The sequence below is a fragment of the Amycolatopsis lurida genome (genome assembly GCF_900105055.1).
Lineage (GTDB): Bacteria > Actinomycetota > Actinomycetes > Mycobacteriales > Pseudonocardiaceae > Amycolatopsis > Amycolatopsis lurida.
The window spans coordinates 7264526-7285054 of the sequence record NZ_FNTA01000004.1 but is presented as its reverse complement, the minus strand read 5'-3'; the positions used below and the strand labels follow the sequence as shown (position 1 = coordinate 7285054).

Annotated in this window: 18 protein-coding genes; 16 read left to right on the top strand and 2 right to left on the bottom strand. The window is 69.0% G+C overall.

What is annotated here, in order from left to right; all coding sequences use genetic code 11:
• The first annotated feature begins 81 nt into the window (after window positions 1-81).
• From BLW75_RS39580 to BLW75_RS39535, 10 genes are all read left to right on the top strand, one after another.
• Complete coding sequence (locus BLW75_RS39580) at window positions 82-1287, top strand: MFS transporter (protein ID WP_143055431.1); 1206 nt, start codon at window positions 82-84, stop codon at window positions 1285-1287.
• A gap of 26 nt (window positions 1288-1313) precedes the next feature.
• Complete coding sequence (locus BLW75_RS39575) at window positions 1314-2354, top strand: polysaccharide deacetylase family protein (RefSeq protein ID WP_034311390.1); 1041 nt, start codon at window positions 1314-1316, stop codon at window positions 2352-2354.
• Entirely contained in the window at window positions 2351-3319 is a 969-nt protein-coding gene (locus BLW75_RS39570; RefSeq protein ID WP_241783562.1) for a diiron oxygenase, read from the top strand. Before BLW75_RS39575 ends, BLW75_RS39570 begins: the two co-directional genes overlap by 4 nt.
• Window positions 3316-3846 carry a dCTP deaminase gene (gene dcd / locus BLW75_RS39565; protein ID WP_034311385.1) on the top strand — a complete coding sequence of 177 codons (531 nt, stop codon included), beginning with the start codon at window positions 3316-3318 and terminating at the stop codon, window positions 3844-3846. The genes BLW75_RS39570 and dcd overlap by 4 nt, the downstream gene beginning before the upstream one ends.
• Window positions 3843-4367, top strand: a complete 525-nt coding sequence (locus tag BLW75_RS39560) for a dCTP deaminase (RefSeq protein ID WP_034311383.1) — start codon at window positions 3843-3845, stop codon at window positions 4365-4367. The genes dcd and BLW75_RS39560 overlap by 4 nt, the downstream gene beginning before the upstream one ends.
• Window positions 4364-5434: a glycosyltransferase family 4 protein gene (locus BLW75_RS43845; protein WP_034311381.1), complete on the top strand. Its 1071-nt coding sequence runs from the start codon at window positions 4364-4366 to the stop codon at window positions 5432-5434. The genes BLW75_RS39560 and BLW75_RS43845 overlap by 4 nt, the downstream gene beginning before the upstream one ends.
• On the top strand, window positions 5431-7212 hold the full coding sequence (locus tag BLW75_RS39550; RefSeq protein WP_034311599.1) for a glycosyltransferase: 1782 nt from the start codon (window positions 5431-5433) through the stop codon (window positions 7210-7212). Before BLW75_RS43845 ends, BLW75_RS39550 begins: the two co-directional genes overlap by 4 nt.
• Entirely contained in the window at window positions 7209-8024 is an 816-nt protein-coding gene (locus tag BLW75_RS39545; RefSeq protein WP_034311379.1) for an HAD family hydrolase, read from the top strand. Before BLW75_RS39550 ends, BLW75_RS39545 begins: the two co-directional genes overlap by 4 nt.
• Window positions 8017-9438: a glycoside hydrolase family 3 protein gene (locus BLW75_RS39540; RefSeq protein WP_091599358.1), complete on the top strand. Its 1422-nt coding sequence runs from the start codon at window positions 8017-8019 to the stop codon at window positions 9436-9438. The genes BLW75_RS39545 and BLW75_RS39540 overlap by 8 nt, the downstream gene beginning before the upstream one ends.
• Before the next feature lie 178 nt (window positions 9439-9616).
• On the top strand, window positions 9617-10558 hold the full coding sequence (locus tag BLW75_RS39535) for a hypothetical protein (RefSeq protein WP_034311375.1): 942 nt from the start codon (window positions 9617-9619) through the stop codon (window positions 10556-10558).
• A gap of 216 nt (window positions 10559-10774) precedes the next feature.
• Here the strand turns inward: BLW75_RS39535 and BLW75_RS42590 are convergent, their stop codons facing one another.
• Both BLW75_RS42590 and BLW75_RS39530 read right to left on the bottom strand, forming a co-directional pair.
• Entirely contained in the window at window positions 10775-11350 is a 576-nt protein-coding gene (locus BLW75_RS42590; RefSeq protein WP_143055430.1) for a hypothetical protein, read from the bottom strand.
• A 351-nt stretch (window positions 11351-11701) separates the two neighbouring features.
• Window positions 11702-11929: a hypothetical protein gene (locus BLW75_RS39530; protein ID WP_198935727.1), complete on the bottom strand. Its 228-nt coding sequence runs from the start codon at window positions 11927-11929 to the stop codon at window positions 11702-11704.
• 290 nt (window positions 11930-12219) lie between these two features.
• Here BLW75_RS39530 and BLW75_RS39525 point away from each other — a divergent pair, with 290 nt between their 5' ends.
• The 6 genes from BLW75_RS39525 to BLW75_RS39500 all read left to right on the top strand — a co-directional run bounded on the left by BLW75_RS39525 (window position 12220) and on the right by BLW75_RS39500 (window position 20501).
• On the top strand, window positions 12220-13563 hold the full coding sequence (locus BLW75_RS39525) for an MFS transporter (RefSeq protein ID WP_034311373.1): 1344 nt from the start codon (window positions 12220-12222) through the stop codon (window positions 13561-13563).
• Between the two features lie 504 nt (window positions 13564-14067).
• Window positions 14068-14841, top strand: a complete 774-nt coding sequence (locus tag BLW75_RS39520; RefSeq protein WP_034311596.1) for a thioesterase II family protein — start codon at window positions 14068-14070, stop codon at window positions 14839-14841.
• Window positions 14834-16585 (top strand): amino acid adenylation domain-containing protein, encoded by a 1752-nt coding sequence (locus BLW75_RS39515; RefSeq protein ID WP_034311367.1) that lies wholly within the window; start codon window positions 14834-14836, stop codon window positions 16583-16585. Before BLW75_RS39520 ends, BLW75_RS39515 begins: the two co-directional genes overlap by 8 nt.
• Complete coding sequence (locus BLW75_RS39510; RefSeq protein WP_034311365.1) at window positions 16585-17949, top strand: tryptophan 7-halogenase; 1365 nt, start codon at window positions 16585-16587, stop codon at window positions 17947-17949. Before BLW75_RS39515 ends, BLW75_RS39510 begins: the two co-directional genes overlap by 1 nt.
• Window positions 17942-19111, top strand: coding sequence for a cation:proton antiporter (locus BLW75_RS39505; protein WP_034311363.1), 1170 nt, complete (start codon window positions 17942-17944; stop codon window positions 19109-19111). The genes BLW75_RS39510 and BLW75_RS39505 overlap by 8 nt, the downstream gene beginning before the upstream one ends.
• The gene (locus BLW75_RS39500) at window positions 19104-20501 is read left to right on the top strand and encodes a tryptophanase (RefSeq protein ID WP_034311360.1); all 1398 of its coding nucleotides are present in this window, start codon (window positions 19104-19106) and stop codon (window positions 20499-20501) included. Before BLW75_RS39505 ends, BLW75_RS39500 begins: the two co-directional genes overlap by 8 nt.
• Window positions 20502-20529: the final 28 nt, after the last annotated feature.

The following is a 20529-nucleotide window of genomic DNA, read 5'->3' as shown; positions in this document are numbered from 1 at the left end:
ACGGTTCGCAGCTTTGTCCTATGTGGACAATGAGGACTCCTCCTTTGTCATGCCCGCCAGCAGAGAAGGAAGTCCACCGCCGTGACGCGTCCCGAGCCCGCCGTTCGTCGCGCCAGATTGGCCGTGATGGGCGTTTTCGGGCTCTGCGGCTTGATCTGCGCCGTCTGGAGCGCGTCACTGCCGTCGATCAACGCCCGGCTCCACCTCGGCGAAGGCCGGATCGGGCTGGTCCTGCTGAGCACCGCGCTCGGCTCGATGGCCTGCATGCCGGTGGCCGGGCGGCTGGCCGACGCCTGGTCGAGCCGCGCGGTGTTACGGGTGATCGCGCCCGTCGCGGCGCTCACGCTGCTCGGCCCCGCGCTGGCCCCGAATTTTCCGGTACTGCTGGTCGCCGCGTTCGTGCTCGGCGGTGCGCTCGGCTCCTTGGACGTCGCGATGAACGGCCACGCGGTCGAGGTGGAAACCCGCTACGGACGCTCGATCATGTCGGCGTTCCACGGGGTGTGGAGCCTGGGAGGAGTGGCCGGCGGCCTCACGATCACCATCGGCCTGCATCTCGAAACGGGTGGCCCGGCGCTGATGGTCGGCGCCGGTGTGGTCGCGGCAGCACTGTTTCTCTTGCCCGGCAAGCATTTGCTGACCGGCAAGACACAAGGCGAGGTGACGGATGACCCGGTCGTCTCTTCCGCCGGGCTGCCGACGAGCACCATCATGCTGCTCGGCTTGGTCGCACTGGCCGGTTTCGTCAGCGAGGGCGCCGGTTACAGCTGGGCTTCCCTGCACGCGCAAGGAATGCTCGGCGCGGATCCGGCGACGGCGTCGTTCGCGTACACGGCGTTCGCCGCCGCGCTGACCGTTTCCCGGCTCACCGCCGACCGGATCCGGTCGAAGGTGAACCCGGCGAGCTGGATGCGGTACGCGGGATCGGTCGCCGTGCTGGGGTACGCGCTCGTTCTCGTCGCGCCGCTGCTTCCCGGGGCACGGCTGGCTTTCGGCCTGGTCGGCTGGGTGGTCGTGGCGGCCGGTCTGGCGACCGTCGTACCGGCGATCTTCAGCGCCGTCGGCGCGGGTGGCGCGAACGTCGGGCGCGCGCTTTCCTGGGTGACCACCATGGCCTACGCCGGGCAGCTCGGCGGGCCCGCGGTCATCGGCCCGCTCGCCGACGCCACCTCGCTGGGCACCGCCATGGTGGTACCCGGCCTGCTCGCGGCGGTGATCGCCATCGCCGGACCGGTCGTCGTCCGGCGGGCGACCGCCAGGCACCTCACCACAGCCGGACTGGATTGAGTGACACGCACCATGGGGGTAAATCGATGCTGTACGCCGGAATCGGCTGGACCGCCTCGGGTTTCGAGATCGCGGTCCTCGACGGGAACGGGCACGGTGACCGGCCGGCCGTGCGGTTCGCCGCGGACCGGAGCAAGGAGATCGCGTCCTATCTGAACGGCCTCGGCCGCTCGGTGACCGCGGTCGTCGACAGCACCAACGGCATGCTCGACGGCGGTTTCATGGCCGCCGGCCTGGACATGTACCGCGCCGACCCGGCCATCCTGCCGCCGAGGCCGGGTTTCGGCTCGGTGCCCGCCGTCGAGCTGGCGCGCGCGGCGTGGCGAGATCCCGGCTCGTTGGTGCGCTTGAAGATCGAGTCGGGTTCGCTCACCGGGCGGCTGGACGAACATCACGCGGCGATGGCCTCCAGCGACGAAGCGCTGGCCGCGATGACCGCGGCCGGGCGCTCACTGGAGCACGGCGACCGGACCCGCGGGCAGATCGCGCTCACGTTCGACGACGGCCCGCATCCTCCGTACACCGGGCGGATCCTCGACATTCTCGAGTCCTACGGGGTCCGCGCCACCTTCTTCTGTGTCGGGCTGAACGCGGGCGCGCGCGGCGAAGATCTGCGGCGGATGGCGGAACAGGGCCATGGCGTCGGCAATCACACGTGGTCCCATCCCTATCTTCCGGATCTCTCGGCGACGGAGCTGGCCGACCAGCTCAACCGGACCGGCGACGTGATCGCGGACGCTTTCGGCGCCGTGCCCGCGTTCTTCCGCCCGCCCTACGGATCACGGACCCCCGCGGTGCTCCGCTCGCTGACGGACCTCGGCGCGCGGCTCGCGCTGTGGGACGTCGACACCGAGGACTGGGCGATGCCCGGCCCGGAGGTGATCGCGCGAACCGTGCTGCGGCAAACGATTCCCGGCTCGATCGTGCTGATGCACGACGGTGGCGGCGACCGTTCCCAGACCGTCACCGCCTTGCCGTCGGTGATCGAAGGACTACTGGCCCGCGGACTCGAGTTCGTCCGCGTCGAAGACCTGGTGACCCCGAACTTCGCGACAGGAGAGAGATGACGATGCATCCCATCGAGCTTGCGGAGACCCACGTCGGACCGAGCATGCTGCGCAGGCTGGCAGCGGCCTGGCCCAAGCGCGCGACCATCCGCACCGACATGGCCGGAGTGGTCAACCCCGGCGAATACGATCCCAGCCTGCTGGACTACCCGCTGCACCTCATGCCGTTCTCGGAGCACCCGCGGTTCCTCGAAGCGTCGGACGAGCAGCGGCTGCTCGTCAACACGCTGGCGTGGATCGCCTACAACGAGCGCGTCATCGCCGCCGAGGAACACGTGGCGAACCCGACCTTCGAGAAGCTCGCGCACGGCGTCTTCCCCGGTGTCGACCGCTACGAGGTCAAGGAAGTCGTCCAGCAGTCCCATATCGACGAGGTGTGGCACACCTACATGCACATGATGGCGATGCAGCGCACCCGTGAGGCACGCGGGATCGGTCTCGAAGAGTCCTTTGTGGAGCCGGTGACGAACCGCAGGCTCTACGCGCTCGCGGAGAGCATGGACGAGCAGTGGCAGCGCGATCTGCTCTATCTCATGTGGACGGTCGTCGGCGAGGTCAGCATCAACGCCTTCCTCGACCTGCTGGCCGGCGACAAGTCCATCCAGCCGATGCACGCGCTCATCGCCCGGCTGCACGCCCGCGACGAGGCGGCGCACGGTCCCGTGCTGGCCGAACTGATGAAGGAGATCTACCCGAAACTGGAGCCGGAGCGGCAGGAGTTCTTCATCCGGTACCTCCCCGAGGCGATCACCGCGTTCGGCGCCGAGGACTACGAGCTGTGGCCGCAGGTGCTCCGGTTCGCCGGTATCGAGCACGTCGACGAGATCATCGCCGACTGCCGAGCCAAGGAGGACGGCGAAGTCATGATGAACGACTTCGCCACGGTGCACCGGCTGCTGCGGGACCTCGGGATCGAAGACAAGGTGAAGTATCACTTCGTGACGGCCAAGGGCGGCGTCAAATGATCCTGACCGGGCCCGAGATCACCGAGTCGGTGACCGACGGCCGGATCGCGATCTCCCCGTTCAGCCCGGACCAGGTCAACCCGAACAGCTACAACGTCAAGCTCGGCGGCACGCTGATGTCCTATCGGGACAAGGTCGTCGACGCCTACCACCCGAACCCGACCGAGACGATCCAGCTGCCCGAGGACGGGTACGTGCTCCAGCCCGACCAGCTCTATCTCGGGCACACCGAGGAGCGCATCGGCTCGGACATCTACGTGCCGCTGCTGTTCGGCCGGTCCTCGGTCGGCAGGCTCGGGCTGTTCGTCGAGATCACCGCACCGATCGGGGACATCGGTTTCCACGGCCAGTGGACGCTCATGCTCTCCCCCGTGCAGCCGTTGCGGGTCTACCACGGCATGAAGATCGGCCAGATCATGTTCTTCGTGTCCTCCGGTGAGATCGATCTCTACGCGGGGAAGTACCAGTCGGCGGTCGGCCCGCAAGAATCCCGCTATTGGCGCGACCGGGTGGCGGTCACGTCGTGATCCTCACCCGCAAGGCGATCGAGAAGGCACTGGAGAGCGGGGACATCGTGATCGACCCGTTCGAGCCGGACCGGTTGTCGCCCAACGCGTACGACTGGCGCCTCGGCGAGAAGATGCGCGTCTTCGACACGGAGCTGGACGCGGCGAGGTCGACCCCGTTCACCGAACTCGTCATCCCGCCCGAGGGGCTGGTGCTCGAGCCGGGGCGGCTGTACCTCGGTGTCACCCACGAGCGGACACGTTCCGAGCGCTACGCGCAGATGATCAACGGTGACCACACGATCGGCGGGCTCGGTATCTGGGTCCATGTCTCGGCGCCGCTCGGGCACGTCGGCCACGCGATCAACTGGACGCTGGAGATCAGGGTGGCCAGGCCGGTCCGGGTCTATCCGCTGATGACCTTCGGCAAGATCATCTTCCTGGTCGCGCACGGGTCCCTGGCGAGCTATCAGCACGTCGGCGTGAAGTACACGAGCACGTCCGGTATCGACATTTCCCGGCTGTACGAGGAACTGTCGTGAAGACACCGAAGACACCGAAGACACTGACCGGGATCGACCTCCCGCCGGGCAGCCCCGGCGGGAGCGTCGAGCTCCTCAAGGATCTCTACCTCGCGCCGGAAGCGCCGATCGCGGCCGACGTCTTCATGCTCGGCTCCGGCGCGCAGCCCGGCGGGCCGCACCTGCTCGACGTGCCGGGAAAGCAGCTCGACGGTCCGGGATTCTGGTCCTATGTGGACGCGTTGGCGACCGCGATCCGACGTCGGTTCGATCCGGCCGATTTCGACGCGGTGCATTGGCAGCACTTGAGTTTCGGTGCCACGCCCGCGTTGCTCCGTGCGTTCCCGGACCATCCGCGGATCGCCCTGGTGCACGGCACCGATCTGCTCTTCGCGGCCGAGCATCCCACCCAGCGTGACGTGCTGCGCGAAGCCGCCGCGTCGACAGGCGCGGTCGTCGTGCCGACCTCGGCGATGGCCGGCCTCCTGCGCGAGGTCACGCCGGTCGAACCGAAGCGGATCGTGCACGTGCCATGGGGAATCCCCGATCGGCTGCTGCACTCGCCGCCGCCGCGGCCCGGGACGCGGGACGGCTTCCGGGTGCTGTACGCCGGGCGGCTGACCGCGGAGAAGGGGGCGGCCGAGCTGATCGCGGACCTGACGGGGCTGCCCGGCGTGACGTTGTGCGTCGCGGCTCCCGAGCACGAGTTCGCCGCACTACCGGTGGACACGACTCAAGTCGACTACCTCGGCTGGTTCGACCGCCCCGCGTTGTGGCAGGCCTTCGCGCGGCACGACCTGCTCGTGATGCCGTCGACGACGTTGGAAGCGTTCGGGCTCGTCGCGGTCGAGGCGCAGGCCTGCGGGTTGCCGGTGGCGTATCAGCCGGTGCCGGGGTTGACCGAGGTGCTGGGCGATTCGGCGCTGCGGTTCACCCGGTCCACGCTCGCGGACACCGTCCGTCTCCTGGCCAAGGACGACAGCGCGTTGACGGACCTGCGTGCGGCCGGACTGCGCAACGCGGCCCGGTTCCCGCTGTCCGGGACCGCCGCAGGCCTGGCGGCCGTGACCGCCGAGGTGTGCCGGTGATCGCGCAGCGCGGGCTGTTCGCCGGGCCCGATGGGGTGATCGGCAAGGATCTCTACGTTCAGGTCGTCTCGGGCGGCGCTCGCCGCGAGCGGACCACACTCACCCTCGAATCCGCGTCGAAGGTCTCCGGCAACACGTACTTCGGACGGTTCCCGGCCAGCTACTGGCAGCGCTGGACGACGGCCGGCGTCGTCGAGGTCGGACTGGAGGCCGCTGGTTCCGGCACGGTTTCCCTGCTGGCGTCGGACTTCGAGGGCGAGCCGCGCGTGGTGGCGGCGCGGGTGGTGGACGGCGGGCCGATCTCGCTGGTCGCCCCCCTCGACCGGTTCGTCGACGGCGGCGCGTTGTGGCTGGACTGGGAAACCGAACCGGGCCAACGGCTTGTCGTCCGCGACGTGCGCTGGACGGTTCCGGCGGCGGAGCGGTCACGGCCGACGGTGGTGACCATCTGCACGATGAACCGCCCGGCCGACTGCCTCGCCACGCTGACCGCGATCGCCGATGACGACTTGGCGCAGGCCACGGTGCACGCCGTGTACGTCGTCGATCAGGGCACCGACCCGGTGCCGGCCGAGGGCGTTCTGCCGCCGGGCAAGCTGCGGTACCTGCGGCAGCCGAACCTGGGTGGCGCGGGCGGTTTCACGCGCGGCCTGTACGAGGTCGACGGCGAGAACGTGAACATGCTGTTCATGGACGACGACATCGTGCTGGAACCCGACCTGCTCGTCCGGATGACGGCGTTTTCGGCGTCCACGGCGGAACCGCTGATCCTCGGCGGCCAGATGCTGAACCTGCTGCACCCCACGCGGTTGCACGCGGCGGCCGAGTACACCGACCTGGACGGCATCCGGCCGGGCATGCCGATCCGGCACAGCCTGCACGCGGTCGACCTGCTGGCCACGGATCCGGCCACCGGCAGGCCGTACCGGCAGGAGTTCCGCGTCGACGCGGGTTACAACGGCTGGTGGGCGTGCCTGATCCCGTACGAGGTGGTCAAGGAGACCGGCTATCCGCTCCCCCTCTTCTTCCAGGGTGACGACGCCGAGTACTCCTACCGGGCACGGGCACACGGATTCCCGACGGTGACACTGCCGGGCGCGGGCCTGTGGCACACCGACTTCCCGTGGAAGGACTCCGACGAGCTCAATCGGTACTTCATCCTGCGCAACTACACGATCATCTCGGCGCTGCACGGCGATTTCCCGGTGCTGAAGATCGCCGGAACCCTGCTCGCCGAGCTGATCCCCTCGCTGCTGGGCATGCGATACGGCGCCGCGGCGACCCTGATCCAAGCGGTGTCGGACTTTCTCGACGGGCCGGACATCCTGCGCGATGGCGGGGTCGCGGCGCTGGCGCGGATCCGCGAGGTGCGTTCCCGCCATCCGGAGACCGTCGCGCATCCACCGACGGCCGTCCCGGGGCTCGCGTCGAACGACATCGCGATCAGCGAACCGAGTGTCTTCGACCGGCTGGCACTCGGGCCGTTGCTCGGCGTGCACCGGCTCGCCCTGGGCTCCGTGCCGGTTTCGGAGGCCGACTGGTGGCGGGTCGGCGCGCTGCGCACGGCGGTGGTGACCGACGCGTCGCAACGAGGTGTCCGCGTCCGCACGTACGACCGGGCTCACCTGGTCCGGCTGGCGTACCAGGGCGCCCGAGTGCTCACCCGGTTCATCCGCGACGGCGCCGCCGTCCGCGAGCGGTACCGCGCGGCGCTGCCGCGGCTGACCAGCCGGGACGCCTGGACCGGATTGTTCTCGGACGAAGGATTGATTCCATGACGCCCTTGCTGGTGGCGACGGATCTCGACGGCACGGTGGTACGCCCGGACGGCACGATCTCCGACCGCACGGTGTCGGCGTTCGCGCTCGTCGAAGAATCGGGCGCCGAATTCGTGGTCGCCACCGGCCGCCCACCGCGGCTGGTGGCGGAGATCGCCGGCCGATTCGGTGACCGGGGCCTCGCGATCTGCTCCAATGGCGCCTACCTGTACGACATGCACACCAGGACGGTCGTCGAGGAATACGCCATCACGACCCCGGATCTGGCCGAAGCGGTCGCCAGGCTGCGGGCGGCGATCCCCGGCATCGGTATCGCCGTGGAGCACGCCGACCGGTTGGTCGCGGACTCGGTTTACGAGCCGTGGGAATGGGACCGCGGCGCCACGATCGAACGCGCCGACGACGCGACGCTGCTGAGCCTGCCCGCGCCGAAGCTGCTCGGCAGGCACCCCTCGCTGTCCGCCGACGAACTCCTCGCGCTGGCCAAGCCGGCCTTGGAGGGGCTCGTCGCCGCGTACCACTCCAACGGCTCACGCCTGGTCGAAGCGATCGCGATCGGCGTGAACAAGGCGGCCGCGCTGGCCCGGCTGGCCGCGCGGAGCGGGGTGGCGGCCTCGGACGTGATCGCGTTCGGTGACATGCCCAACGACCTGCCGATGCTGTCCTGGGCAGGTACGGCGTACGGCGTGGCCAACGCTCATCCCGACGTGCTCGCACTGGTGGACCACGTGATCGGCAGCAACAGCGAAGACGGCGTCGCCGTCGTACTCGAACAGCTCTACGCGAAGGAGAACTCCGTTGTCGGTGAATGAGTTGGACCGGCTCGTCAACGCCTGCCTGCTCGCCGGGTACACCGGGGCCGCACCGCCGGCCTGGGTGCATTCGGCGCTCGATGACGGGCTCGCCGGGGTCACCCTGTTCCCGGCCAATCTGGACGGTGGCAGGCAAGCGATCGTCCGGCACACCCGCGCGCTACGGCGGACGGCGCCCGACGCGCTGATCGCGCTGGACGAGGAGGGCGGCGACGTCACCCGCCTCGACTACGAAACCGGCAGCGCGTATCCGGGCAACCTGGCGCTCGGCGAGATCGACGACCTGACGCTGACCGCCGAGGTCGCCGCGGCCATCGCGGCGGATCTGAAGGCCTGCGGCGTCAACCTCAACCTGGCCCCGTCGATCGACGTCAACAGCGATCCCGACAACCCGATCATCGGCGTCCGGTCCTTCGGCGCCCGGCCGGATCTGGTCGCTTCACACGGCGCTGCGTTCATCGAGTCCATGCAGGACGGTGGCGTGTCCGTCTGCGCCAAGCACTTTCCCGGCCACGGCGCGACGGTGACCGACCCGCACCACGCATTGCCCATTGTGGACATTCCGGATGCGACGTTCCGCGAGCGCGAGCTGGCGCCGTTCGTGTCGGCGATCAAGGCGGGCGTCCACGCGATGATGACCGCCCACGTGCTCTATCCCGCACTGGACCCGGACAACCCGGCGACGCTGAGCCGCCGCCTGCTCCACGACCTCGTCCGCGACGAGCTGGGCTATGAAGGTGTGCTGCTGTCCAGCGCGATCGCCATCGAAGCGGGCCAAGGCAACCAGGACATCGGCGCGGTGGCCGTCCGTGCCCTGCGGGCGGGATCGGATCTGCTGCTGCTCGGCCCGACCGAGGGTGAGGAGCTCTGCGCGGTCATCCGCGCGTCGGTCTCCGAAGCAGTCCGCGCCGGCACACTTTCTTTGGAGACACTGGAAACCGCGGCCACGCGAGTTTCCACTCTGCGCGCTCTGGCCGCTCCGCGCGATCTCGGGCTCGAGGCCGCGCGGCGCGCGCTGCGCGTCCACGGACCGGTCGCGTTGACCGCTCCCGCCTTCGTGGTCGAACTGCGCGCCGGCGGCAACGCGCTGGGCGAGGCCCACTGGAGCCTCGCCGACCGGCTGACCGAACTCGGCGCTGCCCACTCGGCGGTGCTCGCCGCCGAAGACGACCCGGTGGTCTTGCCGTCGACCGGCCCGGTGGTGCTGGTGGTGAGGGACGCTTACCGGACCCCTTGGCAAGCGGCCCGGCTGGCCGAGGCCCTGACCGCCCGGCCCGACGCGATCGTGGTGGCCGTCGGCATGCCGGACGACGTGACTCCGCGGGTCGAAGCCAGCATCCGGACCTATGGAGCCGGTGCGGTCAACATCGAGGCGGCGGTGGAACGGCTCACCGCCCAGTGGCCGTCAGCCTAGGGGCCTCCTCCGGTACCCACCTCAGGGCGACACCGAGAAGATCGGACACGACAGCTCGATGTCGTCGGGCGGTGGCGAACCAGGGCTTTGCGGTTCATCGGGTTCGCCGCCGCCGTGGTGGCCCGGCTAGCGTGACCACGCCGATCATCCGCGATTCCGAAGGACGGCCCAGCCGATCATGAGCGCGTCGTACGTCTACCGGATCACCAAGTACGACCCGGCCGATCGCGACGAGTGGGGCGCGTACCGCGGTTCCGAGGACGTGTCGAGCGACCACGGTCCGGTGGAGGCCGCCTACCTCGCCGCCGTGACGGCCTTCGCCGAAGACACCGGCGTGACCCGGCTGACCATCCGCGACCCCGAGGTCCATGGATTCGTCCACTTCGGAGCAGAGCCGCCCGTCGACGGCGACGGACTGCACGGACTGTTCCCCGCCGACCTCACCGGCTACCACGACGGCGCGCGGATCACCCTGGACGTCGGGCGTGAGCTGGTGCGCGTCATGCTGCGCGACAACGGCGCGTGGTGCCGGCTCGAGACCGAAGACCGGTTCTTCGTCCACATCGGCTACGACCAGTACATGTACATCGGAAGCGAGCAACCGTGCGGACACGCGGTCACGCTGACCACCGCGAGCGGGTTGTTCGTCGAGCCCCTGGACGCCTCGCCCTACGCCCCGGCCGACGGACCGTACGAAACGGTTCCGGCCGACGCGGCGTTCTGGGCCGAGGTGGCGGCACTCCTGGCACAGCACGGCAGGCTCCTCTTGGAAGAACAGGTCGTCGCCAATCTCTCCCGCTGGCATCTGCTCACCGCCGACGCCGTGCCCGACCTCGGACCGCGCGCCCTGCTGAACGTGTGGCCGGACCTGTCCACAGACGTTCCAGCGGTGCTACGCACGATTACGCCGGACTTCGCCGGCTGGGCCGTCCTGAAGCACGCGGACGGCCGCATCCACGGCTTCCACGCCGACAGCGATGACCGAGCGTGCCTGGCCGAAGCGTTCGCCGGCGCACGCGCGGCCATCCTCCTGCCGCACACCACCGACGGCCACAACCCACTGCTCGTGGCCGTGCGACCGGACGACGACGGAATCGTCCGCGCCCGCTGGCCCCTCTGAGCCGTGCAGGCGAGCAGGTGGCCTGCCCGGCCCGGCTGTCGTGCGACCTCTGCGGACACCAGCATCCGATGTCCTGACGTCGGCAGGAGCGGACGCTACTGGTTCGTTTGCGTCACAGTATCCGCAGACGTGGATCCGCGAGGTCTCGATCAGGCCGGTGCAACTTATGTCGATGACACGATTCCAGCTGCTGTCGACGCACCTTGCGCGCTTCGGCTACGCTTTTCGATCGTCCGACTTCGAAATACCGAGTTCTGCGCGCGATACTTCTCTGAGCGAGGAGATTTTGACATCGAGCGAATTCAGCCGGGCCTGTACACGGTCTAGCGATTCTTTATCGGTGCTGTCAAATCCCATCATGCCATTTGGATTCATTCTCGTGATTATTCCGTGTTCAAGCAGCATTTGCTGCCGGATCCCTTTCGCGGTCTCGCGCCATGAATCCGACGCCAGCAATTCGATACTTACGAGAATTTGACCAGTGACACGCATGGGTTCATGCAGCTGTTCTCGAAGAAGGCGACCAGCGTCCGACAAAGTCTTGCCGTTGTCGACCGCCGCATACAATTCCAGAAGAAGCGCATGTGCCGCAGTGCTCCACAAATAGGAGTATTGCAGGAAGTTCGAGTAGGCTTCAATTCTTTGATCTCGCCAATGCTCAAATGTCCGCTGCTTGATTTCCCGACGCTGCCTACGGTTCTCGCCCGATATGCTCAACGCCTGACCTGTCACAACGCCAATGAGCGCTATCGCAGCAGCTCCGAGCGGAACCCACCAGGCCGCAATATTCATTGCACAAGTGTAACCAGGCACGTCCGATGCACGCTCGCCAGCCGTACGGCCAGTGGCAGGCAGATCAACGTCGGCCAAGGTCAATCAGGCTGGGTCGCGGAAATCCAGAACATGTAACCACTGAAGATTCTCGCCACCGATGACATGTCGACCTCGGCGTTCTCACCTGGCGACTGACTCGACCGAGCAGCGTGGGCTGGTCCAGCGGCATGGGCGGAAGTTTCGCCATGCAGTGGACTGGGAGGCTCGCCGATCAACGCGTGTAGGCACTCGGACCCGGAATGGTGCAGCAGCTCGACTGTTCTGACTCGTCGTCGGGTGCTGGGAGCCGGCTCGTCGGACGCAAGTTGTTCAACGACGCTGGGGGATGCGCCGGCCGGCCGTTGCAGGACGGGTTGATGATGAAGCCGGCCACGCGACGTCGTCGATGGCGAGCCACGGCGCAACGGCGACGATCGAGGGTGTGAGTCCGGTGAATGCCTTGACTTCGCGGTGGAGATGGGACTGGTCGACGTAGCCGCACCGGGCGGCGACGCCGGCGTGCACCCCCTGCGAACGCTCGACACCGTTCTCACTCATACGAGGATGGTGCACGGCCGCCGACCACCAGGTCTTGGACGAATGTCGCCGCACGATCGACGTCGCGGGATCGACGTCGCGGGATCAACCCCGGGTATTCGACTCAGAAGTGACTCGAGGCGCCTGGATGGTCGCTCAGAGTTCGCCGCCGTCACGGTAGAGCGGTCCGGCCGCAGTTGATTGCGCGATCCCGCCGGCGCGGTCTATCTTCTACGTGTCCGATTAGCGTTCCAGCATGTTCGTTTATCGGACGCCGCGCCCCTGACCGGCCGACTCGACGAGGAGCGAAAGTGTCGAACGTGCCCGCCTCGCACGAAACGGCCGATCCGAGGTCCGGCGTCAGCCGGTCGGCGTTCAGGCGGGTGCTGGCGGGCAGTACCGCCGGCGCGGTGCTCGAGTGGTACGACTTCGCGCTTTACGGGATCCTGGCCGCCACTGTGCTCGGGCCGCTGTTCTTCCCCGGCGGCGACGGGTTCGCCCAGTTGCTGCTCGCGCTGGCGACACAGGGGCTCGGCTTCGTCGCGCGCCCGATCGGCGGCATCGTCTTCGGGCATCTCGGTGATCGCCTCGGCCGCAAACCCATGCTGGTGACCACTTTCCTGCTCCTCGGACTGTCGACCTCCGCGATCGGGCTGCTCCCCACCTACTCGCAGGTCGGCATCGGGGCGACGATCTCGCTCGTCGTGCTGAGGCTGATCCAGGGGTTCGCCCTCGGCGGCGAGTTCGGCGCGGCGGTGCTGATGGTCAGCGAGTACGGAAGCCCGAAGCGGCGCGGCTTCTGGTCGGCGTGGCCGCAGGCGGGAGCGCCGCTGGGCGCGGTGCTGGCCACCGCCGTGGTCGGCGGGATCGCCTTGGTCCTCCCCGAAAACGCTTTCGACCAATGGGGCTGGCGCGTCGGTTTCCTGTTCGCGATCCCGCTTCTGGTCATCGGCTTCTGGATCCGGCGGCGCATCGACGAGTCGCCGGTGTTCCAGGAGGCGCAGGCGCGGGCCACGGTATCCGCGGACGCCGTCCGGGAGCGGTCGAGCATCCTCGAGACACTCGCTCACCCTGGTCCCCTCCTCCGCGGCCTCGGCGTGCGGCTCGGCGAGAACGTGGCCTTCTACGTCTACACCGTCTTCGTGGTCGCCTACGCCACGAAGACCTTCGGCTACGACAAGTCCGACGTCCTCCTCGCCGTGGCCGTCGGGTCTCTGCTGCAGTTCGCGGGGATGCTGGCCGGCGGCCACTGGTCGGACCTCGTCGGGCGGCGTATCGCCATGCTGGTCCCGGCGGCGGGCCTCGCGGTGTGGGCGCCGGTCTTCTTCGCCATCGTCCAAGCCGACAACCTGCCACTGCTCTATCTCGGCATCGGCGTCGGCGCGGCACTGCACGGGCTCCTGGCCGGCCCGGAAGCCGCGTGGATCACCGAGCTCTTCCCGACCCGCCGCCGGTTCGCCGGTGCCTCCCTGGTGTTCCAAGGCTCCTCGATCATCGCCGGCGCGCCCGCGCCCCTCATCGCCGTGTGGCTGGCCGAAAAACAGGGCCCCACGGCGGTCGTGCTGTACCTCGTCGGCACCATCGCCGTCACCCTCGTCGCCCTGCTCTTCAGCGCCGAAACCCGGGGCACCGACCTGAATTCCGACCGCAGGTGACCATGTCGAGCGGGCTCGCCCCGGCCCGGTCTCGACCTTGAGTTCGAAGACTTCACCTGCTCGCGCTCACTCACACTGAGGTAGCCCGGCCGGGTGAGCGGCCCCCTGAGCGGATCGCCGCTTGCAGCCAGTTTGATCTCGCCATCAAACTGTTACCCCGAACGGTCTAAGGGCGTCGTATCTTTCGGGTCACCACCTCTGACGGTTATCACCCAACGGAAGAGAAACAAGTAGGAGCCCGCACCTTTCCCGCGGTCGGCGCGGTCGCGGAAGCACCCCAAAGGTGCGGGCGAGGCGAAACCCGATTTCGCCAGGCGCGTCATCCGCGCGGAGCCCGGACCTGCACCGGGATAGCGCGACATCGTGAAAATTCGCTCGCAGCGCGCGACACCGGACCACTTCGTCCGATGTGGACGCCGAGGCGAGACGTTGTGCCCTTCAGCTTCGTCCTCAACGGGCGGCGACCCCCCGTTGGCGAACCGGTTCGGGAGAAAGAACGTGGCGATGAACACTGCCGTCAGTCGACTGTCCACAGTAGACAAACAACTCGGCCGTGGCCCTGGATACCTGTGCTTTCCACCTGCCGGGGGAACGGCACTCGGCCTGCGCGGGCTCGCCGCCACAGCAGCGGGATCGGTGGTGTGGGGCGTGGAATATCCGGGGCACGGCACACGTCTCACCGAGCCGCCCGCCGAATCGCTCACCGTCCTCGCCGAGGAAATCGCTCGGCAATGCGTCGCTCGTATCGGTGCCGAAGGTTTTTCACGAACGGTGCTGATCGGCTTCAGTATGGGCGCGTTCGTCGCACTCGAGGTGGCCCAGCGCGTTCTCGGCCGGGGACGACCGGGCCCCGCGGGGCTGGTCGTCGTGGGGGCGTGCGCGCCTCAGCGGCGAGTTCCAGGGAGATACGCGAAGGCGGACGCCGCCGAGGCGGGCCGGCTGCTCGACCAGCATTGCCCGCCCTCGTCGGCGGGCTACCTCGACTGCCCCGAACTCCGGGAGTACGCGCTCGATCTGTTCCTCGGCGACCTGCGGTTGACCAGCGCCTACCCCGGCCCCGCGAAAACGCCGTTGTCCTGCCCGATAGTCGCGATCCGGGGAGAGGACGACCTCGACTTCGCGGCCGGTGACGAGGAGATCCGGGCTTGGCGGGCTTGGACGACCGGGCGATTCACCGGCTGTGCCGTGCCAGGGGGCCACCTGGCGGTTCTCACCCCAGGCAAGGAAGCCGGATTCTGGGACCGGGTCCGGCTCGGGACGGAGCCGTGCGATGACTGACCCCGCGTTGTCCTCGGTGAGCGGCGTGGCGCGCCGGCTCCCCCGCGTGACCTGGTGCGACTTGTTCGAGTCTCAGGCCAGGAAGGCCCCCGGGCGGGTCTGCCTGGTGGCCGACGAGGTCTCCTGGACGTTCCACGAACTCGACCTCTGGGCCGAGCGGCTCGCCCAGGTGCTGCGGAACGCGGGCGCGTCGCCGGGGACGGTGGTGGCCTGCGCGATGACCCGGTCCGTCCGGGCCGTGCTGGGCGTGCTCGCGACGGCGAAGGCGGCAGCGGTGCACCTTCCGATCGACCCCGCCCTGCCCACCGCACGCCTCTACGCGATCCTCGCCGACGCCCGCCCCTCCGTCGTGCTGACGGACGTCGAGAGTCTCGCGGAGCGGGCGGACGTAGTCCTGTCCACAGAGGACTGGAAGGCGGAGCTCGCGGGGCACACCGGACACCGGTCGCCCGGAGCCGTCGCCGGCCCGGCGTACCTCGTCTACACCTCCGGCTCGACGGGCCTGCCCAAAGGGGTCCTGGTGGGACATCGGAGCCTGGTCAACCTGTGCGGCGAACTCGCCGACCGGTTCTTTCCCGCGGGCCGAGGCCCGCAGCGGGTGGCACATGGTCTGCCGCTGGTCTTCGACGCGTCGTGGAACCCGCTGTCGTGGCTGGCGGGAGGGCACGAACTGCATCTGGTCCCCGATCCGGTCCGTACGGATCCAGGTTCCTATGTGGACTTCGTGCGGGAGCACCGGCTGTCCGTCGTAGAAGCGGTGCCCGCGCACATGTCGGCACTGCTGGAAGCCGGATTACTCGATGGGCCCGCTCGTCCGCGGATGCTGTTGATGGGCGGTGAGGCCATCGGGCAAGATCTCTGGTCACAGCTGCGTGGCGCGGCGGAGGTCACCGCGGTGAACCTCTACGGCCCGACCGAGTGCACGGTGTTCACCACGTCCTGCGGTCTCGATGAACGCGCGACGCCGTCGATCGGGCGGCCCATCGGCAACACCACCGCCCAGGTCGTCGACGAGGAGCTGCGGCCGGTGCCGATCGGGGAACCCGGCGAACTCCTGATCAGCGGCTCCTGCCTCGCGCTGGGCTACCTCGGGCGGCCGGAGCTGACCGCGGACCGGTTCGTCACCGCGGGAGAACGCCGGTACCGGACCGGCGACCGGTGCCGTCTCGCGGCCGACGGTCACCTCGAATGGCTGGGCAGGCTGGACGATCAGGTCAAGATCCGGGGCCACCGGGTCGAGCCGGGCGAGGTGGAGCAGGCACTACTCGCCTCTCCCGGGGTCCGGCAGGCCGCGGTCCGGGTCGAAGGCACCGACCCGCGGCTGGTCGCCTACGTCGTGCTCGACACGGGAACCGTCACGCGGCTGCGAGAACGGCTGCGGGCGGTGCTGCCTGCGTATCTGCTGCCCTCCGCCGTGATCCCGCTCGACGCCATGCCCCTCGGGCCGACCGGGAAGATCGACCGGGCCGCCCTCGCCCCGCCCGTCCCGGTGCGGCGGGCTGTCGTGCTGACCTCCCCACAGAAGCTCGTCGCCGCCGCGTTCCGGGTCCAGCTGGAGATTCCGGCGGTCGACGCGGACAGCGACTTCTTCGACCTCGGTGGGCACAGCCTCTCCGCCGCGGCGCTCGCCGCGCGGCTACGGGCACTGGGCGTGCCGTGTTCGCTGCGGGACGTCCTGGTGCGCCGCACGGTGGCCCGGATTGCCGAACTCGTTCCCACCCAAGAGAAAGGAGTGACGCCGTGATGGACGACTACGACGTGATCGTCGTGGGTGGCGGGCCGGGTGGTTCCACCGCCGCCGGCCTCATCGCCGCGGAAGGTCACCGGGTGCTGCTGCTGGACAAGGACCACTTCCCGCGCTACCAGATCGGGGAATCCCTGCTGCCCGCCACGATCCACGGGATCTGCGCGATGCTCGGGGTCCGCGACGAGATCGAACGGGCCGGATTCGTCCGCAAACGGGGCGGCACCTTCAAATGGGGCACCGGTGCCGAACCGTGGACGTTCTCCTTCGCCGCGTCCGACCGCATGGCCGGGCCCACGTCGTACGCCTACCAGGTCGAGCGCACCCGGTTCGACGCGCTGCTGCTCGACGGCGCCCGCCGGCTCGGCGCCGAGATCCGGCAAGGACATCGAGCACTCGGCACCATCCGGGTGGGCGAGCGGGTCGGCGGCGTCCGCTACCTCGACGAAGCCGGGCACGAACGGCGGGCGACGGCCAGGTTCGTGGTCGACGCCTCGGGGCACGGGAGCAGGCTCCACCACGACGTCGGCGGCACCCGCGAGTACTCGCCGCATTTCCGGAACCTGGCGCTGTTCGGGTACTTCGAGGGCGGTCGCCGGATGCCCGCGCCCGACACCGGGAACATCCTGTGCGTCTCGTTCCCCGACGGCTGGTTCTGGTACATCCCGCTGTCGGACACCTTGACCAGCGTCGGAGCCGTCGTCAGACACGAATCGGCGGATCGCGTCCAGGGCGATCCTGACGTGGCCTACTCGGCGCTGATCGAGGATTGCCCGCTCATCGAGGAGTACCTCCGCGACGCGCGCCGCGCGACCGAGCCACCCTACGACCGCCTCCGTGTGCGGAAGGACTACTCCTACGACCGGACCGTGCTGTGGTCCCCGGGCATGGTGCTCGTCGGAGACGCCGCCTGCTTCATCGACCCGGTGTTCTCCTCGGGGGTGCACCTGGCCACCTACAGCGCGTTGCTGGCCGCCCGGTCGATCAACAGCACACTCGCGGGTTTCTCGGACGAGAAGCGCTGCTTCGCCGAGTTCGAAGCCCGCTACCGCCGGGAATTCGGACTGTTCCGGGATTTCCTCATCACCTTCTACCAACTGGACTCCGACGAAGACGACTACTTCCGGCAGGCGCGACGGCTGACCGGCCATCACGGTGCCGCCGAAGCGGCTTTCGCCGGTCTCGTCGGCGGAGTGTCCTCACAGGACTTCTCTCGCGCGATGTTCGGCGACGTGCTCGCCGAAGGTGTGCAACTGCAGTTACGCGGCCTGCTCGGCGAAGCCGCGGGCGACGAACCGCCGATGTTCCCCGGTGGGCTCGTCCCCACCGCGGACGGCAGGCGGTGGCGGGTGCCCGATGCCTGATCTGGCCGTTCTGCTCGCCGCCCTCGCCGTCCTGCTCGCCCTGGCCCGCTGTTTCGGCTGGGTGTTCACCCGGGCCGGACAGCCCGCCGTCCTCGGGGAGATCACCTGCGGGCTCGTCGTCGGCCTCGCCCTGCAGGCCGGTCCGGGCCTGCCCGGTGGCGTCGACACGACGCTGGACGCGCTCGCCCAACTCGGCCTGATCCTGTTCCTGTTCGGGGTCGGCGCCCGCCTCGCGCCGTCGATGCCCGCGGCACGGATCACGGCGGCGTTCGTGCCCGCGCTGGGCGCGACCGTCGTCCCGATCGTCCTCGGCGCGCTGCTGGCGGTTTGGCTGGCCACCCGCCACGCTCCGGCCGGGGTCGCCCCGTTCGTCCTGTTCGCCGCCGCGGCCATGGCGGTGACCGCCTTTCCCGTGCTGGCGCGAATTCTGGCCGAACGGCGGATGCTGGACGACGACCGCGGCCGCTGCGCGCTCACCGCCGCGGCGCTCACCGACGCCACCGCATGGGCGGCGCTCGCCGTCGTCGCGTCCGTCCACAGTGGAGTGCAGGCCTGGGCGCTCCTGGGGGCGTTCCCGTTCCTGCTGGGCCTGCTCATCCTCGGCCGGCCGTGGTTCGGCCGGACGATGGATCGCGTGTCCGGGCCGACCGCGGTCGCGACCATGGTCGCCCTCGCCTGCTCCGGAGCCGCGATGACCGATGCCATCGGCCTGCACGCCGCGATCGGCGCGTTCCTGGTCGGTGTGGCCGCCGGGCGGCCCGCGTCCCGGCACGACCCCGTCGCGCTGATCACCCCCCTCGCGTCCCTGCTGGTCCCGCTGTACTTCGTCCTCATCGGACGGAAGGTCGACCTCGGCGAGCTCGACGGCGCCCTGGTGACCGAAACCCTCGCGATCATCGCGGTCGCCGTCGTCGCGAAAGGTGGTGGCGCCTACCTCGGCGCCCGCCTCGCCGGACAGCCTCCCCATCCGGCGGCGGTGTTCGCGACCCTGATGAACACCCGCGGCGTCACCGAACTCGTCTTCCTCGGCATCGGGCTCGGCCTCGGCGTCATCGACAGCGCCTTCTACACCGCGATGGTCGCCATGGCCCTCGTGACGACGGCCATGACCGGCCCGCTCCTCAACCACTTCGAACGGAACAAGGTGAACCGAGATGCCTGACCACCCAGCGGAACCCTGGCGGATCAAGATGGTCGAACCGATCCGCACCACCACCCGCGAACACCGAGAGGAAGCCTTACGGGCGGCCGGATGGAATCCCTGCCTGCTCCGCTCCGACGACGTCTACATCGACCTGTTCACCGACTCCGGCACCAGCGCGATGTCCGACCGGCAGTGGTCGGCGCTCATGCGCGGCGACGAAGCCTACGCCGGTGCGCGTAGCTTCTACCTCTTCGAAGAGGCCGTCCGCGGCCATTACGGCTACGAACACGTCATTCCCGTCCACCAAGGCCGCGGCGGCGAGAACATCCTCTCCCGCTGTCTCATCCGCCCGGGCAGCCACGTCCCCGGCAACATGTACTTCCCCAGCACCCGCGCCCACCAGGAACTCAACGGCGCCACCTTCCACGACGTCATCATCGACGAAGCACACGACGCCGCCGGCGAACACCCGTTCAAAGGCAACGTCGACCTCGCCAAGCTGCAGGCCGTCATCGCCGAACACGGCGCCGCCATCCCCTACGTCTCGCTCGCCGCCACCGTGAACATGGCGGGCGGCCAGCCGATCAGCGTCGCCAACCTCACCGCCGCCTGCGACCTCGCCCACGCCCACGGAATCCCCGTCTTCCTCGACACCGCCCGCGCCGTCGAGAACGCCTGGTTCGTCAAACAACGCGAACCGGGCTGGGCGCACCGCTCGATCGCGGACATCCTCCTCGCGCTGTGCGCTCCCACCGACGGCGCCGTCATGTCGGCCAAAAAGGACTGTCTCGCCAACATCGGCGGCTGGATCGCCCTTCGCGATCCCGATCTCGCCGAACAGGCACGAGGCCTCGTCCTGCTTTTCGAAGGCCTCCACACCTACGGCGGAATGGCGGGCCGCGACATGGAAGCCATCGCCCAAGGCATCACCGAATCCGTCGACGAACACCACATCCGCGCGCGCATCGCCCAGATCGAATACCTCGGCCACCGGCTCGACACGGCGGGCGTCCCGATCGTCCACCCCGTCGGCGGGCACTGCGTCTGCGTCGACGCCACCGCCGTCCTCGCCCACCTGCCTCGCACCGAACTCCCCGGCCAGACCCTCGCCGCCGCCGTCTACCTCGAAGGCGGGGTCCGCGGCGTCGAACGGGGCACCGTCTCAGCCGGACGCGACCCGGCCACCGGCGAAAACCGCTACCCACCCTTGGAATTCCTCCGGCTCGCCATCCCCCGCCGCGTCTACACGCAAAGCCACATCGACCACGTCGCCGACACTCTCGTCCGCGTCCACAAGAACCGCCACGACATCACCCACGGCCTCACCTTCACCCACGAACCGCCCCACCTCCGCTTCTTCCAAGCCCGCTTCGCCCCCACCACCGGCACCGGCATCTACGTCAGGTGAACCAGCGCCGTACGCGAACTGTGGAAGG

What these genes read in the sequence shown, in the direction of transcription:
- BLW75_RS39575 (WP_034311390.1), top strand. Translation starts at nt 1,314, where the DNA reads ATGCTGTACGCCGGAATCGGCTGGACCGCCTCGGGTTTCGAGATCGCG.
- BLW75_RS39570 (WP_241783562.1), top strand. Translation starts at nt 2,351, where the DNA reads ATGACGATGCATCCCATCGAGCTTGCGGAGACCCACGTCGGACCGAGC.
- dcd (WP_034311385.1), top strand. Translation starts at nt 3,316, where the DNA reads ATGATCCTGACCGGGCCCGAGATCACCGAGTCGGTGACCGACGGCCGG.
- BLW75_RS39545 (WP_034311379.1), top strand. Translation starts at nt 7,209, where the DNA reads ATGACGCCCTTGCTGGTGGCGACGGATCTCGACGGCACGGTGGTACGC.
- BLW75_RS39535 (WP_034311375.1), top strand. Translation starts at nt 9,617, where the DNA reads ATGAGCGCGTCGTACGTCTACCGGATCACCAAGTACGACCCGGCCGAT.
- BLW75_RS42590 (WP_143055430.1), bottom strand. Translation starts at nt 11,350, where the DNA reads ATGAATATTGCGGCCTGGTGGGTTCCGCTCGGAGCTGCTGCGATAGCG.
- BLW75_RS39530 (WP_198935727.1), bottom strand. Translation starts at nt 11,929, where the DNA reads ATGAGTGAGAACGGTGTCGAGCGTTCGCAGGGGGTGCACGCCGGCGTC.
- BLW75_RS39520 (WP_034311596.1), top strand. Translation starts at nt 14,068, where the DNA reads ATGAACACTGCCGTCAGTCGACTGTCCACAGTAGACAAACAACTCGGC.
- BLW75_RS39515 (WP_034311367.1), top strand. Translation starts at nt 14,834, where the DNA reads ATGACTGACCCCGCGTTGTCCTCGGTGAGCGGCGTGGCGCGCCGGCTC.
- BLW75_RS39510 (WP_034311365.1), top strand. Translation starts at nt 16,585, where the DNA reads ATGGACGACTACGACGTGATCGTCGTGGGTGGCGGGCCGGGTGGTTCC.
- BLW75_RS39505 (WP_034311363.1), top strand. Translation starts at nt 17,942, where the DNA reads ATGCCTGATCTGGCCGTTCTGCTCGCCGCCCTCGCCGTCCTGCTCGCC.
- BLW75_RS39500 (WP_034311360.1), top strand. Translation starts at nt 19,104, where the DNA reads ATGCCTGACCACCCAGCGGAACCCTGGCGGATCAAGATGGTCGAACCG.